This window comes from Streptomyces sp. NPDC050504, assembly GCF_044458065.1.
Classification (GTDB): Bacteria; Actinomycetota; Actinomycetes; order Streptomycetales; family Streptomycetaceae; genus Streptomyces.
This window is the reverse complement of sequence record NZ_JBITHO010000008.1, coordinates 151,254-171,739: the sequence shown is the minus strand read 5'-3', so window position 1 is coordinate 171,739 and position 20,486 is coordinate 151,254. Positions and strand designations below refer to the sequence as shown.

16 protein-coding genes are annotated in these 20,486 nt (G+C 71.3%); 15 read left to right on the top strand and 1 reads right to left on the bottom strand.

The features are described 5' to 3' along the window. Window positions 1-80 precede the first annotated feature (80 nt). Both uvrA and ACIBNE_RS28950 read left to right on the top strand, forming a co-directional pair. Window positions 81-3,122: an excinuclease ABC subunit UvrA gene (gene uvrA, locus ACIBNE_RS28955; RefSeq protein WP_399276625.1), complete on the top strand. Its 3,042-nt coding sequence runs from the start codon at window positions 81-83 to the stop codon at window positions 3,120-3,122. 268 nt (window positions 3,123-3,390) lie between these two features. After that, on the top strand, window positions 3,391-3,840 hold the full coding sequence (locus ACIBNE_RS28950; protein ID WP_399276623.1) for a Rieske (2Fe-2S) protein: 450 nt from the start codon (window positions 3,391-3,393) through the stop codon (window positions 3,838-3,840). A gap of 88 nt (window positions 3,841-3,928) precedes the next feature. Here ACIBNE_RS28950 and ACIBNE_RS28945 read toward each other — a convergent pair whose 3' ends face one another. Beyond that, entirely contained in the window at window positions 3,929-4,858 is a 930-nt protein-coding gene (locus ACIBNE_RS28945; RefSeq protein WP_399276621.1) for a hypothetical protein, read from the bottom strand. A gap of 236 nt (window positions 4,859-5,094) precedes the next feature. On the opposite strand from ACIBNE_RS28945, the gene ACIBNE_RS28940 reads away from it, so the two are divergent. The 13 genes from ACIBNE_RS28940 (at window position 5,095) to ACIBNE_RS28880 (ending at window position 20,418) form a co-directional block, all read left to right on the top strand. Further along, window positions 5,095-5,751 carry a papain-like cysteine protease family protein gene (locus ACIBNE_RS28940; protein ID WP_399276619.1) on the top strand — a complete coding sequence of 219 codons (657 nt, stop codon included), beginning with the start codon at window positions 5,095-5,097 and terminating at the stop codon, window positions 5,749-5,751. Continuing rightward, entirely contained in the window at window positions 5,748-6,608 is an 861-nt protein-coding gene (locus tag ACIBNE_RS28935; RefSeq protein WP_399276617.1) for a hypothetical protein, read from the top strand. The genes ACIBNE_RS28940 and ACIBNE_RS28935 overlap by 4 nt, the downstream gene beginning before the upstream one ends. A 229-nt stretch (window positions 6,609-6,837) precedes the next feature. Then, on the top strand, window positions 6,838-8,817 hold the full coding sequence (uvrC, locus tag ACIBNE_RS28930; protein ID WP_399276615.1) for an excinuclease ABC subunit UvrC: 1,980 nt from the start codon (window positions 6,838-6,840) through the stop codon (window positions 8,815-8,817). Continuing rightward, window positions 8,814-9,752: an RNase adapter RapZ gene (rapZ, locus tag ACIBNE_RS28925; protein WP_399276614.1), complete on the top strand. Its 939-nt coding sequence runs from the start codon at window positions 8,814-8,816 to the stop codon at window positions 9,750-9,752. Before uvrC ends, rapZ begins: the two co-directional genes overlap by 4 nt. Next, entirely contained in the window at window positions 9,749-10,771 is a 1,023-nt protein-coding gene (yvcK, locus tag ACIBNE_RS28920; RefSeq protein ID WP_399276612.1) for a uridine diphosphate-N-acetylglucosamine-binding protein YvcK, read from the top strand. The genes rapZ and yvcK overlap by 4 nt, the downstream gene beginning before the upstream one ends. After that, window positions 10,762-11,757 carry a DNA-binding protein WhiA gene (gene whiA / locus ACIBNE_RS28915; RefSeq protein WP_399276610.1) on the top strand — a complete coding sequence of 332 codons (996 nt, stop codon included), beginning with the start codon at window positions 10,762-10,764 and terminating at the stop codon, window positions 11,755-11,757. The genes yvcK and whiA overlap by 10 nt, the downstream gene beginning before the upstream one ends. Window positions 11,758-11,963: 206 nt before the next feature. Beyond that, window positions 11,964-14,906: a M14 family zinc carboxypeptidase gene (locus ACIBNE_RS28910; RefSeq protein ID WP_399276608.1), complete on the top strand. Its 2,943-nt coding sequence runs from the start codon at window positions 11,964-11,966 to the stop codon at window positions 14,904-14,906. Between the two features lie 188 nt (window positions 14,907-15,094). Then, window positions 15,095-16,102, top strand: coding sequence for a type I glyceraldehyde-3-phosphate dehydrogenase (gap, locus tag ACIBNE_RS28905; protein ID WP_399276606.1), 1,008 nt, complete (start codon window positions 15,095-15,097; stop codon window positions 16,100-16,102). A gap of 124 nt (window positions 16,103-16,226) precedes the next feature. Beyond that, on the top strand, window positions 16,227-17,438 hold the full coding sequence (locus ACIBNE_RS28900; RefSeq protein ID WP_399276604.1) for a phosphoglycerate kinase: 1,212 nt from the start codon (window positions 16,227-16,229) through the stop codon (window positions 17,436-17,438). Between the two features lie 5 nt (window positions 17,439-17,443). Further along, the gene (gene tpiA, locus ACIBNE_RS28895; RefSeq protein WP_399276601.1) at window positions 17,444-18,220 is read left to right on the top strand and encodes a triose-phosphate isomerase; all 777 of its coding nucleotides are present in this window, start codon (window positions 17,444-17,446) and stop codon (window positions 18,218-18,220) included. Window positions 18,221-18,316: 96 nt separating this feature from the next. Further along, entirely contained in the window at window positions 18,317-18,553 is a 237-nt protein-coding gene (gene secG, locus ACIBNE_RS28890; RefSeq protein WP_399276599.1) for a preprotein translocase subunit SecG, read from the top strand. 124 nt (window positions 18,554-18,677) lie between these two features. Continuing rightward, complete coding sequence (locus ACIBNE_RS28885) at window positions 18,678-19,013, top strand: RNA polymerase-binding protein RbpA (RefSeq protein WP_003957010.1); 336 nt, start codon at window positions 18,678-18,680, stop codon at window positions 19,011-19,013. 178 nt (window positions 19,014-19,191) lie between these two features. Continuing rightward, complete coding sequence (locus ACIBNE_RS28880) at window positions 19,192-20,418, top strand: MFS transporter (protein WP_399276597.1); 1,227 nt, start codon at window positions 19,192-19,194, stop codon at window positions 20,416-20,418. Window positions 20,419-20,486 lie beyond the last annotated feature (68 nt).

The following is a 20,486-nucleotide window of genomic DNA, read 5'->3' as shown; positions in this document are numbered from 1 at the left end:
TGCACTGGCCCCCCATACCCTGGACAGGGGGCCGCATGGGATGCGTTTCCCCGCTTCTCTCCAGAAAGGTGCGGACCGGCGTGACTGACCGTCTCATCGTCCGTGGCGCTCGTGAGCACAATCTCAAGAACGTCTCGCTCGACCTCCCGCGTGACTCCCTGATCGTCTTCACCGGGCTCTCCGGGTCGGGCAAGTCGTCGCTCGCGTTCGACACGATCTTCGCCGAGGGCCAGCGGCGGTACGTGGAGTCGCTCTCCTCGTACGCCCGCCAGTTCCTCGGCCAGATGGACAAGCCGGACGTCGACTTCATCGAGGGGCTCTCCCCGGCCGTCTCCATCGACCAGAAGTCGACCTCGCGCAACCCGCGCTCGACGGTCGGCACGATCACCGAGGTCTACGACTACCTCCGGCTGCTCTTCGCCCGCATCGGCAAGCCGCACTGCCCCGAGTGCGGCCGCCCGATCGCCCGCCAGTCGCCGCAGGCCATCGTCGACAAGGTCCTCGAACTGCCCGAGGGCAGCCGCTTCCAGGTCCTTTCGCCGCTCGTGCGCGAGCGCAAGGGCGAGTTCGTCGACCTCTTCGCCGACCTCCAGACCAAGGGGTACAGCAGGGCGCGCGTCGACGGGCAGACGATCCAGCTCTCCGAGCCGCCCAAGCTGAAGAAGCAGGAGAAGCACACCATCGAGGTGGTCATCGACCGCCTCACGGTCAAGGAGAGCGCCAAGCGCCGCCTCACCGACTCCGTGGAGACGGCCCTCGGCCTCTCCGGCGGCATGGTCGTGCTCGACTTCGTCGACCTCGCCGAGGACGACCCCGAGCGCGAGCGGATGTACAGCGAGCACCTGTACTGCCCGCACGACGACCTCTCCTTCGAGGAGCTGGAGCCCCGCTCCTTCTCCTTCAACTCCCCCTTCGGCGCCTGCCCCGACTGCACCGGCATCGGCACGCGCATGGAGGTCGACCCGGAGCTGATCGTCCCCGACGAGGAGAAGTCCCTCGACGAGGGCGCCATCCACCCGTGGTCCCACGGCCACACCAAGGAGTACTTCGGCCGACTGATCGGCGCCCTCGCCCAGGCCCTCGGGTTCCGTACGGACATCCCCTGGGCGGGCCTGCCGCAGCGCGCCAAGAAGGCCCTGCTGTACGGGCACAAGATCCAGACCGAGGTGCGGTACCGCAACAGGTACGGCAGGGAGCGCGCGTACACCACCCCCGCCTTCGAAGGCGCCGTGCAGTTCGTCAAGCGGCGGCACTCCGAGGCCGAGAGCGACTCCAGCAGGGAGCGCTTCGAGGGGTACATGCGTGAGGTCCCCTGCCCGACCTGTGAGGGCACGCGCCTCAAGCCGCTGATCCTCGCGGTCACGGTCATGGGCAGGTCCATCGCCGAGGTCTCCTCGATGTCGATCAGCGAGTGCGCGGACTTCCTCGCCGAGCTGACGCTCAACGACCGCGACAAGAAGATCGCCGAGCGGGTCCTCAAGGAGGTCAACGAGCGGCTGCGCTTCCTCGTCGACGTCGGCCTCGACTACCTCTCGCTCAACCGCGCGGCCGGCACCCTCTCCGGCGGCGAGGCCCAGCGCATCCGGCTCGCCACCCAGATCGGCTCGGGCCTGGTCGGCGTGCTGTACGTACTGGACGAGCCGTCCATCGGACTGCACCAGCGCGACAACCACCGCCTCATCGAGACCCTGGTGCGCCTGCGCGACATGGGCAACACCCTGATCGTGGTGGAGCACGACGAGGACACCATCAAGGTCTCCGACTGGGTCGTGGACATCGGCCCCGGCGCGGGCGAGCACGGCGGCAAGGTCGTGCACAGCGGCCCGTTGAAGGAACTCCTCACCAACGAGGAGTCGATGACCGGGCAGTACCTCTCGGGCAAGCGGTCCATCGCCCTGCCCGACGTGCGCCGTCCGATCGACCCGGGCCGTCGGCTCACCGTGCACGGCGCCCGTGAGAACAACCTCCAGGACATCGACGTGTCCTTCCCGCTCGGCGTGCTCACGGCCGTCACGGGCGTCTCGGGCTCGGGCAAGTCGACCCTGGTCAACGACATCCTCTACACCCACCTGGCGCGCGAGCTGAACGGCGCCAAGTCGGTGCCGGGGCGGCACACGCGCGTGGACGGCGACGACCTCGTCGACAAGGTCGTGCACGTCGACCAGTCGCCCATCGGCCGCACGCCGCGCTCCAACCCGGCGACGTACACCGGCGTCTTCGACCACGTCCGCAAGCTCTTCGCGGAGACCATGGAGGCGAAGGTCCGCGGGTACCTCCCCGGGCGCTTCTCCTTCAACGTCAAGGGCGGCCGCTGCGAGAACTGCTCGGGCGACGGCACCATCAAGATCGAGATGAACTTCCTGCCGGACGTCTACGTCCCGTGCGAGGTCTGCCACGGGGCGCGGTACAACCGGGAGACCCTGGAGGTCCACTACAAGGGCAAGTCCATCGCCGAGGTGCTGGACATGCCGATCGAGGAGGCCCTGGGCTTCTTCGAGGCGGTGCCCACGATCGCGCGGCACCTGAAGACGCTCAACGAGGTGGGGCTCGGGTACGTCCGCCTCGGGCAGTCCGCCCCGACGCTCTCGGGCGGCGAGGCGCAGCGCGTGAAGCTGGCGAGCGAGCTCCAGAAGCGCTCGACCGGACGGACCGTGTACGTCCTGGACGAACCGACCACGGGTCTGCACTTCGAGGACATCTCGAAGCTGATCAAGGTGCTGTCCGGGCTGGTCGACAAGGGCAACTCGGTGATCGTCATCGAGCACAACCTGGACGTCATCAAGACCGCGGACTGGGTCGTCGACATGGGCCCCGAGGGCGGCAGCGGCGGCGGCCTGGTGGTCGCCGAGGGCACGCCCGAGGAGGTCGCGGCGGTCCCGGCGAGCCACACCGGCAAGTTCCTCAGGGAGATCCTGGGGGACCGGGTCAGCGACGCGGCGGTGCCCGCGGCGCGCAAGCCCGCGAAGCGCACGGCGGCGGCGAAGAAGGCGCCCGCCAAGGCGCCCGCCAAGACAGCCGCCAAGAAGGCCGCGGCGACGAAGGCCACGGCCGCCAAGACGGTCGCGAAGAAGGCCGCGCCCGCCAAGAAGACGGCCGCGAAGAAGGCGGTGCGCAAGGCGTAGCGCGAGGGCCGGACGCGCGCGTGGCGCGGGGACGGGCCGTGCGGCACGGACAGCCGGACGGGCGGTGGGTTCCACGGGGGCCCACCGCCCGTCCGGCGTCCGCCACGAGGTGCGGCCGCGCACGGGCCCGGCGCCGCGGAGCACGCTCAGGAAGGCGCGGACGGCGCCGGGCGAGCCCGGACGCGGGGCGCGGGATCTCCGCCGGTATCGTCACTTCTGTCACCTCAGAGCCTGTGCCTGAACCCCCGCGCGTACCACTGGAGCTCCCATGTCCGCCCAGCCCACTCCCCGCCGCACCGTGCTGAAGGGTGCCGCTCTCGCCGGAGCCGCCGGGATGGGGGTCGCCGCCTGCTCGACCGAATCCAAGCTGGGCCACGCGGAGAGCCCCACCCCGACCGCGCCTGTGACGCTCGGCTCGCCCGACGAGGTCCCCGTCGGCGGCGCCAAGCTCTACCGCGAGGAGCGCGTCATGGTGAGCTGCCCCGCCAAGGGGCAGTACAAGGCGTTCAGCGCCCAGTGCACCCACGCGGGCTGCGCCCTGGACAAGATCGTGGAGGGCCACGGCAACTGCCCCTGCCACGGCAGCCGCTTCGACGTGATGACCGGCAAGGCCGTGAAGGGCCCGGCGACCGTCCCGCTGCCGGCCGTGCCGGTCCGGGTCGAGGGCGGCAAGCTCGTCGCGGGCCCCGAGAAGGCGGAGCCCGAGAAGAAGGCGTAGCCGACGGCGGGGCAGGCGCCGTACCCCGCCCTGCCCCCGCCGAGTGCCCCTGCCTCCGCCGAGGCCCCTGCCCTTCGTCGGGCGCCCCTCACTCCCAGGCCCACTCGATCCCCAGGATCCCCGGCCGCACCCCCTGTTCGACCAGGTGCACGGTGCGGTGCAGACCGCTCAGCGTCAGATCGGCGCGCGCCCCGCGCGGCGCCACCGTCGACGCCTGGGCGAAGCGCCTGCACCGCATCGGCAGCGCGCCCTCGTCGAACGCCACCTGGAGCACGTACTGCCCGCCCGCGAAGGTGAACCCGCGTACGTACTCCCCGCTGGCCCCGCCCGTGCCGTCGTCGAAGCCGTACGCGAAGAGGTACGTGTCCCCGGCCCGCAGCCGCGCGTCGAACAGCAGCTCCGCCACGACGACCCCCGTCGCCCGGTGCCTGCGCACCCGTCCCGCCCGGCAGTTCTCGCCCGCCCGCACCTGCACGCGCGCCGGATCGCACCCGGGGTCGCCGCGGTGGATCGCCAGGTACCGGTCGACGCCGTTGCGGTGGGCCCGTACGACCTGCTGCGAATCGCGGGTCAGCAGCTCGCGCTCCGGGCCGATGCGCACCCGCTCGTGGTGCCCCACGGTGTGCAGACCGCCGTCGCTCGGCGTCTCCAGGTCCGCGAACAGCTCCTCGATCGCGCCCGAGGCCTCCAGCAGGGAACGGTACGAGCGGGCGGCCGGCCGCTCCACGTCGACGCGGCCCGCCCCACCGCCCGCCAACAGCCTGATCAGGGAGTTCCCCGGCAGGTCCAGGACCTCCTCCAGGGCGCGCACCGCGCGCAGCGACTCGGGGCGCTGGGGCCGCCGCGCGCCCTGCTGCCAGTAACTGAGGCTGGTCACGCCGACCTTGACGCCCCGGTGGGCGAGATGGTGCTGCACCCGCTGGAGCGGCAGCCCGCGCACCGCGAGCGCGGTGCGCAGCGCCAGGTGGAACGGGCCGGTGTGCAGCACCTGTGCGAGATCGGCCTCGGTGTGCGGCATGAGGGCTCCCTCAGAGACGTCTCAGTGAACGTTCACGTCCGTGCGGCGGGCCGGTGGGCCGTGGACGGCGGGTGACCAGGTAGGGGAGTGCGGAGCATTCACACCCGGGCCACCTCGTTCACATCCGCCCGTCACCCCGCATTGAAGCGTGTTGACCTGGTCCCGACAACACCCGATGCTCCTCCACAAGCGTCCGGACGCGCTCCTCCGACCACCCCCCGCCAGGGAGGAACGCGATGCGCCCCCACCACAACCGAAAGATCCGGCCGAGACGACTGGCTCTCACCGCCGTCGCGGCCGCGGCCCTGTTCGCCATCCCCACGAACACGGCCACCGCAGCCCCCGCTCCCACTCCTGCTCCCGCTCCCGTCGCCGCCGCCGCGGACCAGTCCGCCGACGGCCCCTCGCTGCTCGCCGCCAAGCGCCTCAACATCACCATGCAGGCGCAGCTGAAGAGCAACTGGTGCTGGGCGGCGTCGGGCAACACCATCGCCACGTACTACGGCAGGAACTACTCCCAGAACCAGTTCTGCAACGCCTCGTTCAACCGCAGCCAGAACACCGAGTGCCCCAACAACCAGGCCACCCTCGGCAACGTCCAGACGGGTCTGAGCTGGGCGGGCATCAACCCCGGCTCGTACGTCACCGGCTGGCTCCGCTACCCCACGGTGCAGACCGAGATCAACGCCAACCGGCCGATAGAGACCCGCATCCAGTGGTCGAGCGGCGGCGGCCACATGCACGTGATCTACGGGTACGACGACGCCAACAGCTGGGTCTACTGGGGCGACCCGTGGCCCTCCAGCGACCGCTACAACTGGGCCTCCCACGCCTGGTACGTGAACAACAACGAGTTCTCCTGGACCCACTCGCTCTACCGGATCGGGGCGTGACACCGATGACCAGACGACACGTCGCGGCGACCGCCGTCGTCACCGGGGCCCTGGCCACGGTCCTGCTCGGCGTCGCCCCGCAGGCCGAGGCCGCCGAACCCCCGGTCGCCCCCACCCCCGAGGCCGCCGCTTCCGCGCCGGGCACGCTCGACACCCTCTCGCGCTTCTTCGCCAGGGACGGCGGGGACGCCGGGAGCCTCGGGAACAGCGCCCCGGCCCGCTCCGCGGCGAAGCCGCGCATCGCGGGCAAGACCGTCGCCGTCCGCACGCTCTCGCCCGCCTTCGTCGCGGGCAAGGCGGGGGCGCCGGTCGCCACCGTGCAGTTCCACGCCAGTACGGCGGTCGCGGCGGACGGCCGGAAGGCGTCCCTGTGGACGGTCCGACAGGGCGGCGGTTGGCAGGTCGTGAACATCGCCACCGGCGACGACGAGACGCGCTACGCGGCGCTCGGCGCGGCGAAGCTGCCCGGCGGCACGGTCTTCCGCGAGCCGCAGATCAACGCCTGGTACGTCGCCAAGGGCGCCGAGGTCCTGCCGCTCGACGAGGACGCGGTGCGCGCCGTCGGCAAGAACGGCACCACGCTCGCCGCGTACCGCACGCGGGTCGCCGAGGCGTACGGCGACAAGCTCCCGGGCTCCGGCTACGCGGGGTCGGGCAAGGCCGGCGGCTACGGCCAGGCGCCCGGGGCCCAGGCGGCGAAGGACGCCGCCGCACCGAAGACCGCCCCCCGGGCGTCGGACGCGGACACCCCGGTCACCGTCGCATCCGCCACCGCGGGCCTCGGCGCACTCGCCGCCCTCGCCCTCTGCGGCTTCACGGCGGCCCGCCTGCGCCGCCGCACCGCCGACGAGGCGTAACGGTCCGCCCGTCCGCACCGGCGCCCCGCCCCGCACCCGGCGAATTCCAGGGGGCGGGGCGCCGCTCCGTACGGACGATCACCCGGCGCCCCGTACGGACGATCACCCGCCGCTCCGTACGGACGGGCACCCGGCCCTTCCGTAAGGGCAACCGATCCTTCCCGTACGAACGCCCCGCCGGGTGCCCCGCCGCGCCCGCGCTGTCGGTCCCCGCCAGTAGGGTGAAGCCATGGCCGACCCCTCCAGCTACCGCCCGAAGCCGGGACAGATCCCCGACTCGCCGGGGGTCTACAAATTCCGTGACGAGCACCGCCGGGTGATCTACGTGGGCAAGGCGAAGAGCCTGCGCCCGCGCCTCTCCTCGTACTTCCAGGACCTGGCGAACCTCCACCCCCGTACGCGCACGATGGTGACCACCGCCGCGTCCGTCGAGTGGACCGTCGTCTCCACCGAGGTCGAGGCGCTCCAGCTGGAGTACACCTGGATCAAGGAGTTCGACCCCCGCTTCAACGTCAAGTACCGCGACGACAAGAGCTATCCGTACCTCGCGGTGACGATGAACGAGGAGTTCCCGCGCGTGCAGGTGATGCGCGGGGCGAAGAAGAAGGGCGTGCGGTACTTCGGTCCCTACGGACACGCCTGGGCGATCCGCGAGACCGTCGACCTGATGCTCCGCGTCTTCCCCGTCCGCACCTGCTCCGCCGGGGTGTTCAAGAACGCCGCCCGCACCGGCCGCCCCTGCCTGCTCGGCTACATCGGCAAGTGCTCGGCGCCCTGCGTCGGCCGCGTCACCCCCGAGGAGCACCGCGAACTGGCCGACGACTTCTGCGACTTCATGACCGGTCGCACGGGCACGTACATCCGCCGTCTGGAGAAGGACATGACGGCGGCGGCCGAGGAGATGGAGTACGAGCGGGCCGCGCGGCTGCGCGACGACATAGAGGCCCTGAAGCGGGCCATGGAGAAGAGCGCGGTGGTCCTCGCCGACGCCACCGACGCGGACCTCGTCGCGCTGGCCGAGGACGAACTGGAGGCCGCCGTACAGATCTTCCACGTCCGCGGCGGCCGGGTGCGCGGCCAGCGCGGCTGGGTCACCGACAAGGTCGAGAACGTCGACACGGCGGGCCTGGTCGAGCACGCGCTCCAGCAGCTGTACGGCGAGGAGAGCGGCGACGCGGTCCCCAAGGAGGTCCTGGTCCCCGCCCTGCCCGAGGACGCCGAGGCGGTCGGGCAGTGGCTCGCGGAGCGCCGCGGCTCGCAGGTCAGCCTGCGCGTCCCGCAGCGCGGCGACAAGAAGGACCTGATGGAGACGGTCCACCGCAACGCCCAGCAGTCCCTCGTGCTGCACAAGACCAGGCGCGCCAGCGACCTCACCACCCGCTCCCGGGCCCTGGAGGAGATCGCGGCCGCGCTCGGCCTGGACGCGGCGCCGCTGCGCATCGAGTGCTTCGACATCTCGCACCTCCAGGGCGACGACGTCGTGGCGTCGATGGTCGTCTTCGAGGACGGGCTGGCCAGGAAGAGCGAGTACCGCCGCTTCCAGATCAAGGGCTTCGAGGGCCAGGACGACGTCCGCTCGATGCACGAGGTGATCGGCCGCCGCTTCAAGCGCTACCTCGCCGAGAAGGAGAAGACGGGGGAGTGGGCCGATGACGGGGCCGTCCCGGAGCCGGAGGACGACGGGCGCCCCAAGCGCTTCGCCTATCCGCCGCAGCTCGTCGTCGTGGACGGCGGCCAGCCGCAGGTCGCGGCGGCCAAGCGGGCGCTCGACGAGCTGGGCATCGACGACGTCGCCGTGTGCGGCCTCGCCAAGCGCCTGGAGGAGGTCTGGCTGCCGGACGACGACGACCCCGTCGTCCTGCCCCGCTCCAGCGAAGGGCTCTACCTCCTTCAGCGGGTACGTGACGAGGCTCACCGCTTCGCCATCACCTACCAGCGGGTCAAGCGCGCCAAGCGCCTGAAATCGGGGCCGCTGGACGCGGTGCCGGGTCTGGGGGAGACCCGCAAGCAGGCGTTGATCAAACACTTCGGGTCGGTGAAACGGCTGAAGCAGGCGACAATCGACCAGATCTGCGAGGTGCCGGGGATAGGCCGCAAGACGGCCGAGACGGTGGCGGCGGCCCTCGCCGCGGCCGCCCCCGCCGCACCGGCCGTGAACACGGCCACAGGAGAGATCATCGAAGAGGACGACGGGGGCAGTACGACATGACCAGTGAGAACGCGGGAAACGGAGCGGCACACGTGAGTACGGGCACGATCGAGGCGGGCGAAGCGGCCGAGGCGGCCATCCCCGAACTCGTGATCATCTCCGGGATGTCCGGCGCCGGGCGCAGCACCGCCGCCAAGTGCCTGGAGGACCTCGGCTGGTTCGTCGTCGACAACCTGCCGCCCGCGCTGATCCCCACGATGGTGGAGCTCGGCGCCCGCTCCCAGGGCAACGTCGCCCGCATCGCCGTCGTCGTCGACGTCCGCGGCCGCCGCTTCTTCGACAACCTCCGCGAGTCGCTGGCCGACCTGGAGACCAAGCACGTCACCCGCCGCATCGTCTTCCTGGAGTCGTCCGACGACGCGCTGGTCCGCCGCTTCGAGTCGGTGCGCCGCCCGCACCCGCTCCAGGGCGACGGCCGCATCGTCGACGGCATCGCCGCCGAGCGCGACCTGCTGCGCGAGCTGCGCGGCGACGCCGACCTGGTGATCGACACCTCCAGCCTCAACGTGCACGAGCTGCGCGCCAAGATGGACGCGCAGTTCGCGGGCGACGAGGAGCCGGGGCTGCGCGCCACCGTCATGTCCTTCGGCTACAAGTACGGCCTGCCGGTCGACGCCGACCTGGTCGTCGACTGCCGCTTCCTGCCGAACCCGCACTGGGTGCCCGAGCTGCGTCCGTACACCGGCCTCAACGAGGAGGTGTCGGGCTACGTCTTCGACCAGCCCGGCGCCAAGGAGTTCCTCAACCAGTACACCGAGCTGCTCCAGCTGATCGCGACGGGCTACCGCCGCGAGGGCAAGCGGTACGTCACCATCGCGGTCGGCTGCACCGGCGGCAAGCACCGCTCCGTGGCCATGTCCGAGAAGCTGGCCGCGCGGCTCTCCTCCGAAGGCGTCGAGACGGTCGTCGTACACAGGGACATGGGGCGCGAGTGAAGGTGTACAGACGGCGCACGAGCGGTCCCGTGCTCCGCACGGGCCGCAAGCGCGGCGCGCAGCCCAAGGTCGTCGCCCTCGGCGGCGGCATGGGCCTGTCCGCGTCGCTCGCCGCGCTGCGCCGGATCACCGGCGACCTCACGGCCGTCGTCACCGTCGCCGACGACGGCGGCTCAAGCGGCAGGCTGCGCGAGGAGCTGGGCGTGCTGCCGCCGGGCGACCTGCGCAAGGCGCTCGCCGCGCTGTGCGGCGACGACGACTGGGGCCAGACCTGGGCCCGGGTCATCCAGCACCGCTTCCAGTCCAAGGGCGACCTGCACGAGCACGCGGTGGGCAACCTGCTGATCGTCGCCCTGTGGGAGCAGCTGGGCGACCACGTGCAGGCGCTGGACCTGGTCGGCAAGCTGCTCGGCGCGCAGGGCCGCGTCCTGCCCATGTCGGCGGTGCCGCTGGAGCTCCAGGCGCTGGTCAAGGGCCACGACCCGGAGCGCCCCGACGACGTCGACACGGTGCGCGGCCAGGCGACGGTCGCGCTCACGCCCGGCGAGGTGCAGTCGGTGCACCTGGTGCCGCACGACCCGCCCGCCGTGCCCGAGGCGGTCGCCGCGGTGCTGGACGCGGACTGGGTGGTGCTCGGCCCCGGCTCCTGGTTCTCCTCGGTGATCCCGCACCTGCTGGTGCCCGAGCTGCTGGACGCGCTGTGCGAGACCAAGGCCAGGCGGGTCCTCTCGTTGAACCTCGCGCCGCAGCCCGGCGAAACCGATGGCTTCTCTCCGCAGCGTCATTTGGAGGTTTTGGGACGACACGCCCCTAAACTCGCCCTGGACGTGGTGCTGGCCGACGAGGCCGCCGTGCCCGACCGCGAGTCCCTGTCCGATGCTGCCAAACGCCTCGGTGCCGCGGTCGAGCTGGCCCCGGTGGCCAGGACCGACGGCTCCCCGAAGCACGATACGGAGCTGTTGGCCGCCGCGTACGACCGTATTTTTCGGATGCATGGAAGGATCGGCCCATGGCGATGACGCCCGCGGTGAAGGATGAGATCTCCCGCCTGCCAGTCACCCGGACCTGTTGCAGGAAGGCCGAGGTCTCGGCGATTCTCCGGTTCGCGGGCGGGCTGCACCTGGTGAGCGGCCGCATCGTGATCGAGGCCGAGCTGGACACCGGCATCGCGGCGCGCCGGCTGCGCAAGGACATCCTGGAGATCTTCGGCCACTCCTCCGACCTGGTGGTGATGGCCCCCGGCGGCCTGCGGCGCGGCAGCCGTTACGTCGTACGGGTGGTGGCGGGCGGCGACCAGCTGGCCCGCCAGACCGGTCTGGTCGACGGCCGCGGCCGTCCCATCCGCGGGCTTCCGCCGCAGGTGGTCTCGGGGGCCACCTGCGACGCCGAGGCCGCCTGGCGCGGGGCGTTCCTGGCGCACGGCTCGCTGACCGAGCCCGGCCGCTCCTCCTCCCTGGAGGTCACCTGCCCGGGGCCCGAGGCCGCGCTGGCGCTGGTCGGCGCCGCCCGCAGGCTCTCCATCGCGGCCAAGGCCCGCGAGGTGCGGGGCGTGGACCGGGTGGTGGTGCGGGACGGCGACGCGATCGGCGCCCTGCTGACCCGGCTCGGCGCGCACGAGTCGGTGCTGGCCTGGGAGGAGCGGCGGATGCGCCGCGAGGTCCGGGCCACCGCCAACCGCCTGGCCAACTTCGACGACGCCAACCTGCGCCGCTCGGCGCGCGCCGCCGTCGCCGCCGGAGCCCGGGTGCAGCGCGCCCTGGAGATCCTGGGCGAGGAGGTGCCCGAGCACCTGGCGGCCGCGGGACGGCTGCGCATGGAGCACAAGCAGGCGTCGCTGGAGGAGCTGGGCGCGCTCGCCGACCCGCCGCTCACCAAGGACGCGGTCGCCGGCCGCATCCGCCGCCTGCTGGCCATGGCCGACAAGCGGGCCCAGGACCTGGGCATCCCCGGCACGGAGTCCAACCTCTCCGAGGCCGACGAGCTGGACGACAGCCTGGTCGGCTGATTCGCGCCGTAGCGCGCGGCGTGACGAGCCGCTGCCGACGCCCCCCGGAGGGCATCGGCAGCGGCTCACGCGTAGACGGATGCGTAGGGATGCGTAGAGATGGCCGTACCTCGTCGGTGTACTCGCCCGTTCTATTGACATGATCATGAGGCGTCGTGAGCCTGTCGACTGTCCTTTTTTGAGACAGGCATCTGCAAGGGGGGCTCATGAGACACAGAGCGCGAGCGATGCTCGCCGCGGCTTCGCTGCTCATGGCGGGGCTCGCGGTGGCACCGGCCGCCGAAGCCGACCAGGGGGGCGGCGGGGGCGACGGACTCTCGGTCTGGCACGCGAAGGTCACCAAGGAACAGCTGCCGGTGCTCCTGGAGTCGGGCGCCGACAGCCACGAACTGAGCGAGCAGGTCCCGGCGAAGGGGACCGCGACCGTCGAGCTGTACCTCACCGCGGACCAGGCCCGCGAACTGCGCGGCCAGGGCATCGAGATCTCCGAGCACAAGCTCTCCGCCGGGGCGCGGGCCCGGGTGAAGGCCGCGGGCGACGGCGTCTTCCGCCCGTACGGCGGCCCGAACGGACTCAAGCAGGAGATCCTGGCGACGGCGCAGGCCAACCCGTCCCTCACCAAGGTCGTCTCCCTCGGCAAGACCGTCAAGGGCCAGGACATCCTCGCCCTCAAGCTCTCCAAGGGCGCGAAGAAGTCCAAGGACGGCACCAAGCCCGCCACGCTCTACATGTCCAACCAGCACGCCCGCGAGTGGATCACCCCGGAGATGAACCGGCGGCTGCTCCACCACTACCTCGCGGGCTACGGCAAGGACCCGCGCATCACGAAGATCGTCGACACCACCGAGCTGTGGTTCGTGCTCTCGGCCAACCCCGACGGCTACGACTACACGCACTCCGCCGGCGGCGACCGGCAGTGGCGCAAGAACCTCCGCGACAACAACGGCGACGGGAAGACGACCCCGGGCGACGGCGTCGACCTCAACCGCAACTTCTCCTACAAGTGGGGCTACGACAACGAGGGTTCGTCCCCCGACCCGGCGGACGAGACCTACCGCGGCCCGAGCGCCATGTCCGAGCCCGAGACCACGGCCGTCGACCGCTTCCAGAAGCGCATCGGCTTCCAGTTCGGCATCAACTACCACTCCGCCGCGCAGCTGATCCTGTACGGGGTCGGCTGGCAGGTCGCCACGGACACCCCGGACGACGTCGTCCTCAAGTCCCTCGCCGGCACCCCGGCCAAGTCCGCGGTCCCCGGCTACCGTCCGCAGGTCTCGTCCGAGCTGTACACCACCAACGGCGAGGCCGACGGGCACGCGGCGAACGTCAACGGCATGCAGATGTTCACCCCCGAGATGTCCACCTGCGCCACCGCGTCCCGCGTCGACCCGAACGACGAGTGGGATCCGGCCGACTGCGGCTCGGTCTTCAACTTCCCGGACTCCGAGAAGCTGATCCAGCAGGAGTTCGCCAAGAACGTCCCGTTCGCGCTGGCCGTCGCCGAGACCTCGGCCCACCCCGACGAGCCGGTCTCCGTGACCGGCCAGGCGGCCCCCGACTTCAACCCGAACGCCTTCGCCACCTCCTACGCGCGCGGCGCCGACCAGGAGGTCTCCGTCGTCGCCCGCAAGTCCGTGCGGAACAAGGAGCTGAAGTACCGGGTCAACGGCGGCCGTACGCACGGCCAGGCGCTGCGGCCCTGGAAGGGCGGCGAGACCTTCGGCGGCGAGGACAACATCTACTTCGACGAGTACCGCGCGAAGGTCCGGGGCGCGGAGCCCGGCGACAAGGTCGAGGTCTGGTACACCGGCCGCACCCGCGACGGGAGGGCGACCACCAGCACCCCGTTCACGTACACCGTCGCCGACCGGCCCGCGGGCGACACGCTCGTCGTCGCCGACGAGGGCGCCGCGGCCCGGCACGCGGGCCTCTACACCAAGGCGCTCGCCGACAACAAGCGGCGCAGCGCGGTCTGGGACGTCGCCACCCAGGGCACCCCGCACGCGCTCGGCGTGCTCGGCCACTTCGAGAACGTCGTCTGGTACACGGGCGGCAAGCGCCCCGCCATCGCCACCCTGCTCGCCGCGCGCGCCTACCTCAACGAGGGCGGCAAGCTGATCAACACCGGTGAGGAGGCGGGCGGCCTGGTCGACCTCGGGCGCGGCACGCTCTCCAACGACTTCGGCCAGTACTACCTCGGCGCGTACCACCGCGCGGGGCTGAAGTCCCCGAAGACCTTCCAGGGCGCGGGCGCGTTCGACGGCACGACGGCGGGCCTCGCCGACGCGCCGGACAACCCGCTGGACAACGCGGGCGCGTACACCGTCACCTCCGACACGCTGAAGCCGGACGAGTTCCCGCAGTTCAAGAGCGCCACCGCGGGCGACTATCCGGGTCTGCGCACCCCGTTCGAGCCCGCCGAGGGCAGCTACTTCGCGGCGGCCGGGCACCAGGACGACGCCTGGATGCGGCTGTCGCGCACCGTCGACCTGACCTCCGTGCCCGCCGCCGTCAAGCCGAGCCTGCAGTTCCAGCTCAGCTACGACACCGAGCCCGGCTACGACAACGTGGTCGTCGAGGCGCACACCGTCGGCCAGGACGACTGGACCACGCTGCCCGACACCAACGGCGGCACCTCCACCACCGTCCCCGTCCAGTGCGAGGAGGGCTTCTACGTCCGGGGCCACCCCTTCCTGAGCCACTACCTCACCGTCGGCCAGGAGGCCTGCGCGCCGACCGGCACCACCGGCGCCTGGAACGCCTTCACCGGACCGTCCAACGGCTGGCGCCAGGTCGCCTTCGACCTCGCCGCCTACGCGGGCAAGCAGGTCGAGCTGTCCATCAGCTACGTCTCCGACGGCGGCACCGGCGAGATGGGCGCCTTCGTCGACGACACGAGGCTGGTCACCGGCGCCACCACGCAGAGCGAGGGCTTCGAGACCTCGCTGGGCGCCTGGACCGTCCCCGGACCTCCGGCGGGCAGCCCCGGCAACATCGGCGACTGGGCGCGCTCGGCCGCGCTCTTCCACTCCGGCGCGGGCGTCACCACGCGCGACAGCGTGCTGCTGGGCTTCGGCCTGGAGCACGTGGCGTCCGCCGCCGACCGCAAGGCGGTGATCGGCCGGGCGCTGCGGGCCCTTCGTCACTGACCGGCGGGACCTAAGGCACGGCGGTTCGTACCCTACTGGCGGGTACGGACCGCTCTGCCGTGTCCGGCCCCGTTCGATGTCACCTACCGGGCTCCGTAGAGGTAGGGTCGAAGACGGTCGGGGACATCCCAAAAATCAAAACTTCGCCGGCGCTCACGGGACCGGCGTACCAACGAGGAGATCGGTTCGTGACGATCCGCGTAGGCATCAACGGCTTTGGCCGTATCGGTCGTAACTACTTCCGCGCGCTCCTGGAGCAGGGTGCCGACATCGAGATCGTGGCTGTCAACGACCTGGGTGACACCGCGACCACTGCCCACCTGCTCAAGTACGACACGATCCTGGGCCGTCTCAAGGCCGAGGTCAGCCACACCGCCGACACCATCACGGTCGACGGCCACACCATCAAGGTGCTCTCCGAGCGCAACCCCACCGACATCCCGTGGGGCGAGCTGGGCGTCGACATCGTCATCGAGTCGACCGGCATCTTCACCAAGAAGGCCGACGCCGAGAAGCACATCGCGGGCGGCGCCAAGAAGGTCCTCATCTCGGCTCCGGCCAAGGACGAGGACATCACCATCGTGATGGGCGTCAACCAGGACAAGTACGACGCGGCCAACCACCACGTCATCTCCAACGCCTCCTGCACCACCAACTGCGTGGCGCCGATGGCCAAGGTCCTCGACGAGAACTTCGGCCTGGTCAAGGGCCTGATGACGACGGTCCACGCGTACACCAACGACCAGCGCATCCTGGACTTCCCGCACTCCGACCTGCGCCGCGCCCGCGCCGCCGCGGAGAACATCATCCCGACGACGACCGGCGCCGCCAAGGCCACCGCCCTGGTCCTGCCGCAGCTCAAGGGCAAGCTCGACGGCATCGCGATGCGCGTCCCGGTCCCCACCGGCTCCGCCACCGACCTGGTCGTCGAGCTGGAGCGCGAGGTCACCAAGGACGAGGTCAACGCCGCGTTCAAGAAGGCCGCGGACGGCGAGCTCAAGGGCATCCTGTACTACACCGAGGACCCGATCGTCTCCTCGGACATCGTCAGCGACCCGGCGTCCTGCACCTTCGACTCCTCCCTGACGATGGTCCAGGAGGGCAAGACCGTTAAGATCCTGGGCTGGTACGACAACGAGTGGGGCTACTCCAACCGTCTCGTCGACCTGACCGTCTTCGTCGGCGGCCAGCTCTGAGCCTGACCGGCACGAGGACAGGCACAGGCACCTCGATGTGAACACCGGGGCTCGGACAGCGCGACGCGGCGCTGTCCGAGCCCCGGTGCACGTGTGTGACGCTTCCTAGGAGTTGCAGCAAGCAATGAAGACGATCGACGAACTTCTCGCCGAAGGGGTCGCCGGCAAGCGGGTCTTCGTCCGCGCCGACCTCAACGTGCCGCTCGACGGCACCGCCATCACCGACGACGGCCGCATCCGCGCCGTGCTCCCCACCGTCAAGGCGCTCACCGCCGCCGGTGCCCGCGTGGTCGTCGCCTCGCACCTCGGCCGCCCCAAGGGCGCCCCGGACCCGGCCTTCTCGCTGGCGCCCGCCGCCGCGCGCCTGGGCGAGCTGCTCGGCACCGACGTGGCGTTCGCGACCGACACGGTCGGCGAGTCCGCCAAGGCCGCGGTCGCGGGCCTGACCGACGGACAGGTGGCCGTCGTCGAGAACCTCCGCTTCAACGCGGGCGAGACCGCCAAGGACGACGCCGAGCGCGGCGCCTTCGCCGACGAGCTGGCCGCGCTCGCCGACGTCTACGTGGGCGACGGCTTCGGCGCCGTGCACCGCAAGCACGCCTCGGTCTTCGACCTCCCGGCGCGCCTGCCGCACTACGCCGGCTACCTCATCGCCACCGAGGTCGGCGTCCTGAAGAAGCTCACCGAGGAGGTCGAGCGCCCCTACGCCGTCGTGCTCGGCGGCGCCAAGGTCTCCGACAAGCTCGGCGTCATCGACCACCTCCTGGAGAGGGCCGACCGCATCCTGATCGGCGGCGGCATGGCGTACACCTTCCTCAAGGCCCAGGGCCACGAGGTCGGCATCTCGCTGCTCCAGGAGGACCAGATCCCCGCCGTGCTCGACTACCTCGCGCGGGGCGAGGAGAAGGGCGTGGAGTTCGTCCTCCCCGTCGACGTACTGGTCGCCCCGGAGTTCCCCGACCTCAAGACCAAGGCACCGGCCGACCCGACCACGGTCGCGGCCGACGCCATCCCCGCGGACCAGGAGGGCCTGGACATCGGCCCCGAGACCCGCAAGCTGTACGCATCGAAGCTCGCCGACGCGGCCACCGTCTTCTGGAACGGCCCGATGGGCGTCTTCGAGCACCCCGACTACGCCGAGGGCACCAGGGCCGTCGCCCAGGCGCTCGTCGACTCCGCGGCCTTCTCCGTGGTCGGCGGTGGCGACTCCGCCGCCGCCGTGCGGATCCTGGGCTTCGACGAGAAGGCATTCGGCCACATTTCGACCGGCGGCGGCGCGAGCCTCGAATACCTCGAAGGCAAGACGCTTCCCGGCCTCGCCGCACTGGAGGACTGACCTCAATGACCACCCGTACCCCGCTGATGGCGGGCAACTGGAAGATGAACCTCAACCACCTCGAGGCCATCGCGCACGTCCAGAAGCTCGCCTTCGCCCTCGCCGACAAGGACTACGACGCGGTCGAGGTCGCGGTCCTGCCGCCCTTCACCGACCTGCGTTCCGTGCAGACCCTGGTCGACGGCGACAAGCTCAAGATCAAGTTCGGCGCCCAGGACATCTCGGCGCACGACTCGGGCGCGTACACCGGCGAGATCTCCGGCCTCATGCTCGCGAAGCTGAAGTGCGCCTACGTGGCCGTCGGCCACAGCGAGCGCCGCCAGTACCACGGCGAGAACGACGAGATCTGCAACGCCAAGGTGAAGGCCGCGTACAAGCACGGCATCACCCCGATCCTCTGCGTCGGCGAGGAGCTGGAGGTCCGCGAGGCGGGCAACGCGGTTCCCCACACGCTGGCCCAGGTCGAGGGCGGCCTCAAGGACGTGCCCGCCGAGCAGGCCGAGACGATCGTCATCGCCTACGAGCCCGTGTGGGCGATCGGCACCGGCAAGGTCTGCGGCGCGGACGACGCGCAGGAGGTCTGCGCGGCGATCCGCGGCAAGCTCGCCGAGCTGTACTCGCAGGACGTCGCCGACAAGGTCCGCATCCAGTACGGCGGCTCCGTGAAGTCCGGGAACGTCGCCGAGATCATGGCGAAGCCGGACATCGACGGCGCGCTGGTGGGCGGTGCCTCGCTCGACTCCGACGAGTTCGTCAAGATCGTTCGCTTCCGCGACCAGTGAGTATGCGGTAGGGCGGATCCGTCGTACCCTTGCGGGGCCGGGTGGCTGACCACCCGGCCCCGCTGTCCATAAAGTTCCGAGGAAGTTGGTCCAGCCGTGATTGTCGGGTTCTCTATTGCCCTGATCGTCTTCAGCCTGCTGCTGATGATGCTGGTGCTGATGCACAAGGGGAAGGGCGGCGGCCTCTCCGACATGTTCGGTGGCGGTATGCAGTCGTCCGTCGGCGGCTCCTCGGTCGCCGAGCGCAACCTCGACCGGATCACCGTGGTGATCGGTCTGCTGTGGTTCGCGTGCATTGTCGTACTCGGTCTGCTGCTGAAGCTCGACAACTGAGCTTCCGCGTGACCAGCCGTTCCTCCGCGTCCGGTGAGCGGGTGTAACTCCAATCACTGGACGCGCGTTGGGCCTTACGTAGACTGGGGCATCCTCGAGCACCATCACGCAGGGAGTTACGACCGTGGCAAGTGGCAACGCGATCCGGGGAAGCCGGGTCGGAGCGGGGCCGATGGGGGAGGCCGAGCGGGGCGAGTCCGCGCCGCGCCTCCGCATCTCCTTCTGGTGCTCGAACGGGCACGAGACGCAGCCGAGCTTCGCAAGTGACGCACAGGTTCCCGACACCTGGGACTGCCCGCGCTGCGGGTTCCCGGCTGGCCAGGACCGCGACAACCCACCGGACCCGCCGCGCACCGAGCCGTACAAGACGCACCTCGCGTACGTCAGGGAGCGGCGCAGCGACGCCGACGGCGAGGCGATCCTGGCGGAGGCGCTGGCGAAGCTGCGCGGCGAGATCTGAGGCGCCGCGCCTTCTGAAGTAACGTGATTTCCAAGGGCCTTGCCCGCGAGCCTCATTCGCGAGCGGGGCCCTTTCGTTGTGTCCGGGGCCGGGCCCGCTCCCCGCTTCGGGGGCGTTGTCAGCGGTGGGGGCTACCGTGCTCGGGGTCAGGGGGATCCGGGTGGCACCAGGGGGCGGCGTGACGACGGCACAACGGGCGGGCGCGGTCGGGGACGGGCGCACCGCGCCCGCGTGGCGCGGCGGCTTCGGGCGCCTGTGGACCGCCGCCGTCGTCTCCAAGTTCGGCGACTCCCTGCGCACCGCGGCCATGCCCCTGCTCGCCGCGTCCCTCACCACCGACCCCCTCCTCATCGCCTCCGTCACGGCCTGCGGCTACCTCCCCTGGCTGCTCTTCGGCCTCCTCGGCGGGGCGCTCGCCGACCGCGTCGACCAGCGCCGCGCCATGTGGGCGGTGGACGTCGTCCGCGCCGTGCTGATGGCCGCCTTCGCCGCCGCCGTCGCCCTCGGGCACGCCTCCATCGCCCTCCTCCTCGCGCTCGCCTTCCTGCTCACCGCCCTCCAGACCCTCTTCGACAACGCCGCCACCGCCCTGCTGCCCTCCCTCGTGCCGCCCGCGGCCCTGGGCAGCGCCAACGCGCGCCTCATGACGGGCCAACAGATCGCGGGCGGCTTCCTCGCCGCGCCCCTGGTGCCCGTGCTCCTGATGGCCGGGACGGCCGTCCCGTACGCCGCCGACGCCGGCACCTACCTGCTCGCCGCGCTGCTCGTCGTCTCGCTGCGCGCCGACACGCCCGACAAGCCGCCCCGCCCGCCTGGCAGCACCCTGCGCGGCGAGATGGCACAAGGGCTGCGCGCGCTGTGGCGCGACCGCGTGCTGCGCGGTCTCTGCGTCGCCACGACGCTGTGCAACATCGGCATGGGCGCCCTGATCGCGACCCTGGTCCTGCACGTGACGGACTGGCTCGACGGCGGCGACGTCGGCTACGCCGCGGCCGTCACCGGCTACGCCGCGGGCAGCATGGCGGGCGGACTGATCGCCGCGCGCCTGGCCCGCCGCACCGGCCGGGTGCGCGGCGTGCTCCTGGCGGGTGCCGTACAGCTGGCGGCGCTCGTGGTGCTCGGATCGGTCCGCGAGCTGTGGGTAACGATCGCGGCCATGGCGGTGTTCGGACTGATGGGGATGGTGTGGAACGTCAACCAGGTGACGCTGACGCAGGAGCGGTCCCCGGACGGGATGCTGGGCCGGATCAGCTCCGCGTTCCGCACCCTGGGGGTCGCGGGCGCCCCGTTCGGCGCACTGCTCGGCGGGGCCGCTGCCGCCGCCTGGGGACCGAACACACCCGCCCTGCTGGCGGCGGGCCTGTTCGCGCTCGCCGTCGCGTCGCTGATACCCCAGATCAATTAGGTTGGGGAACGCAGCGGGGTTACGCACGCGGGTACGCAAGTACCGCGCAGGTACGCACGTACGAGAAG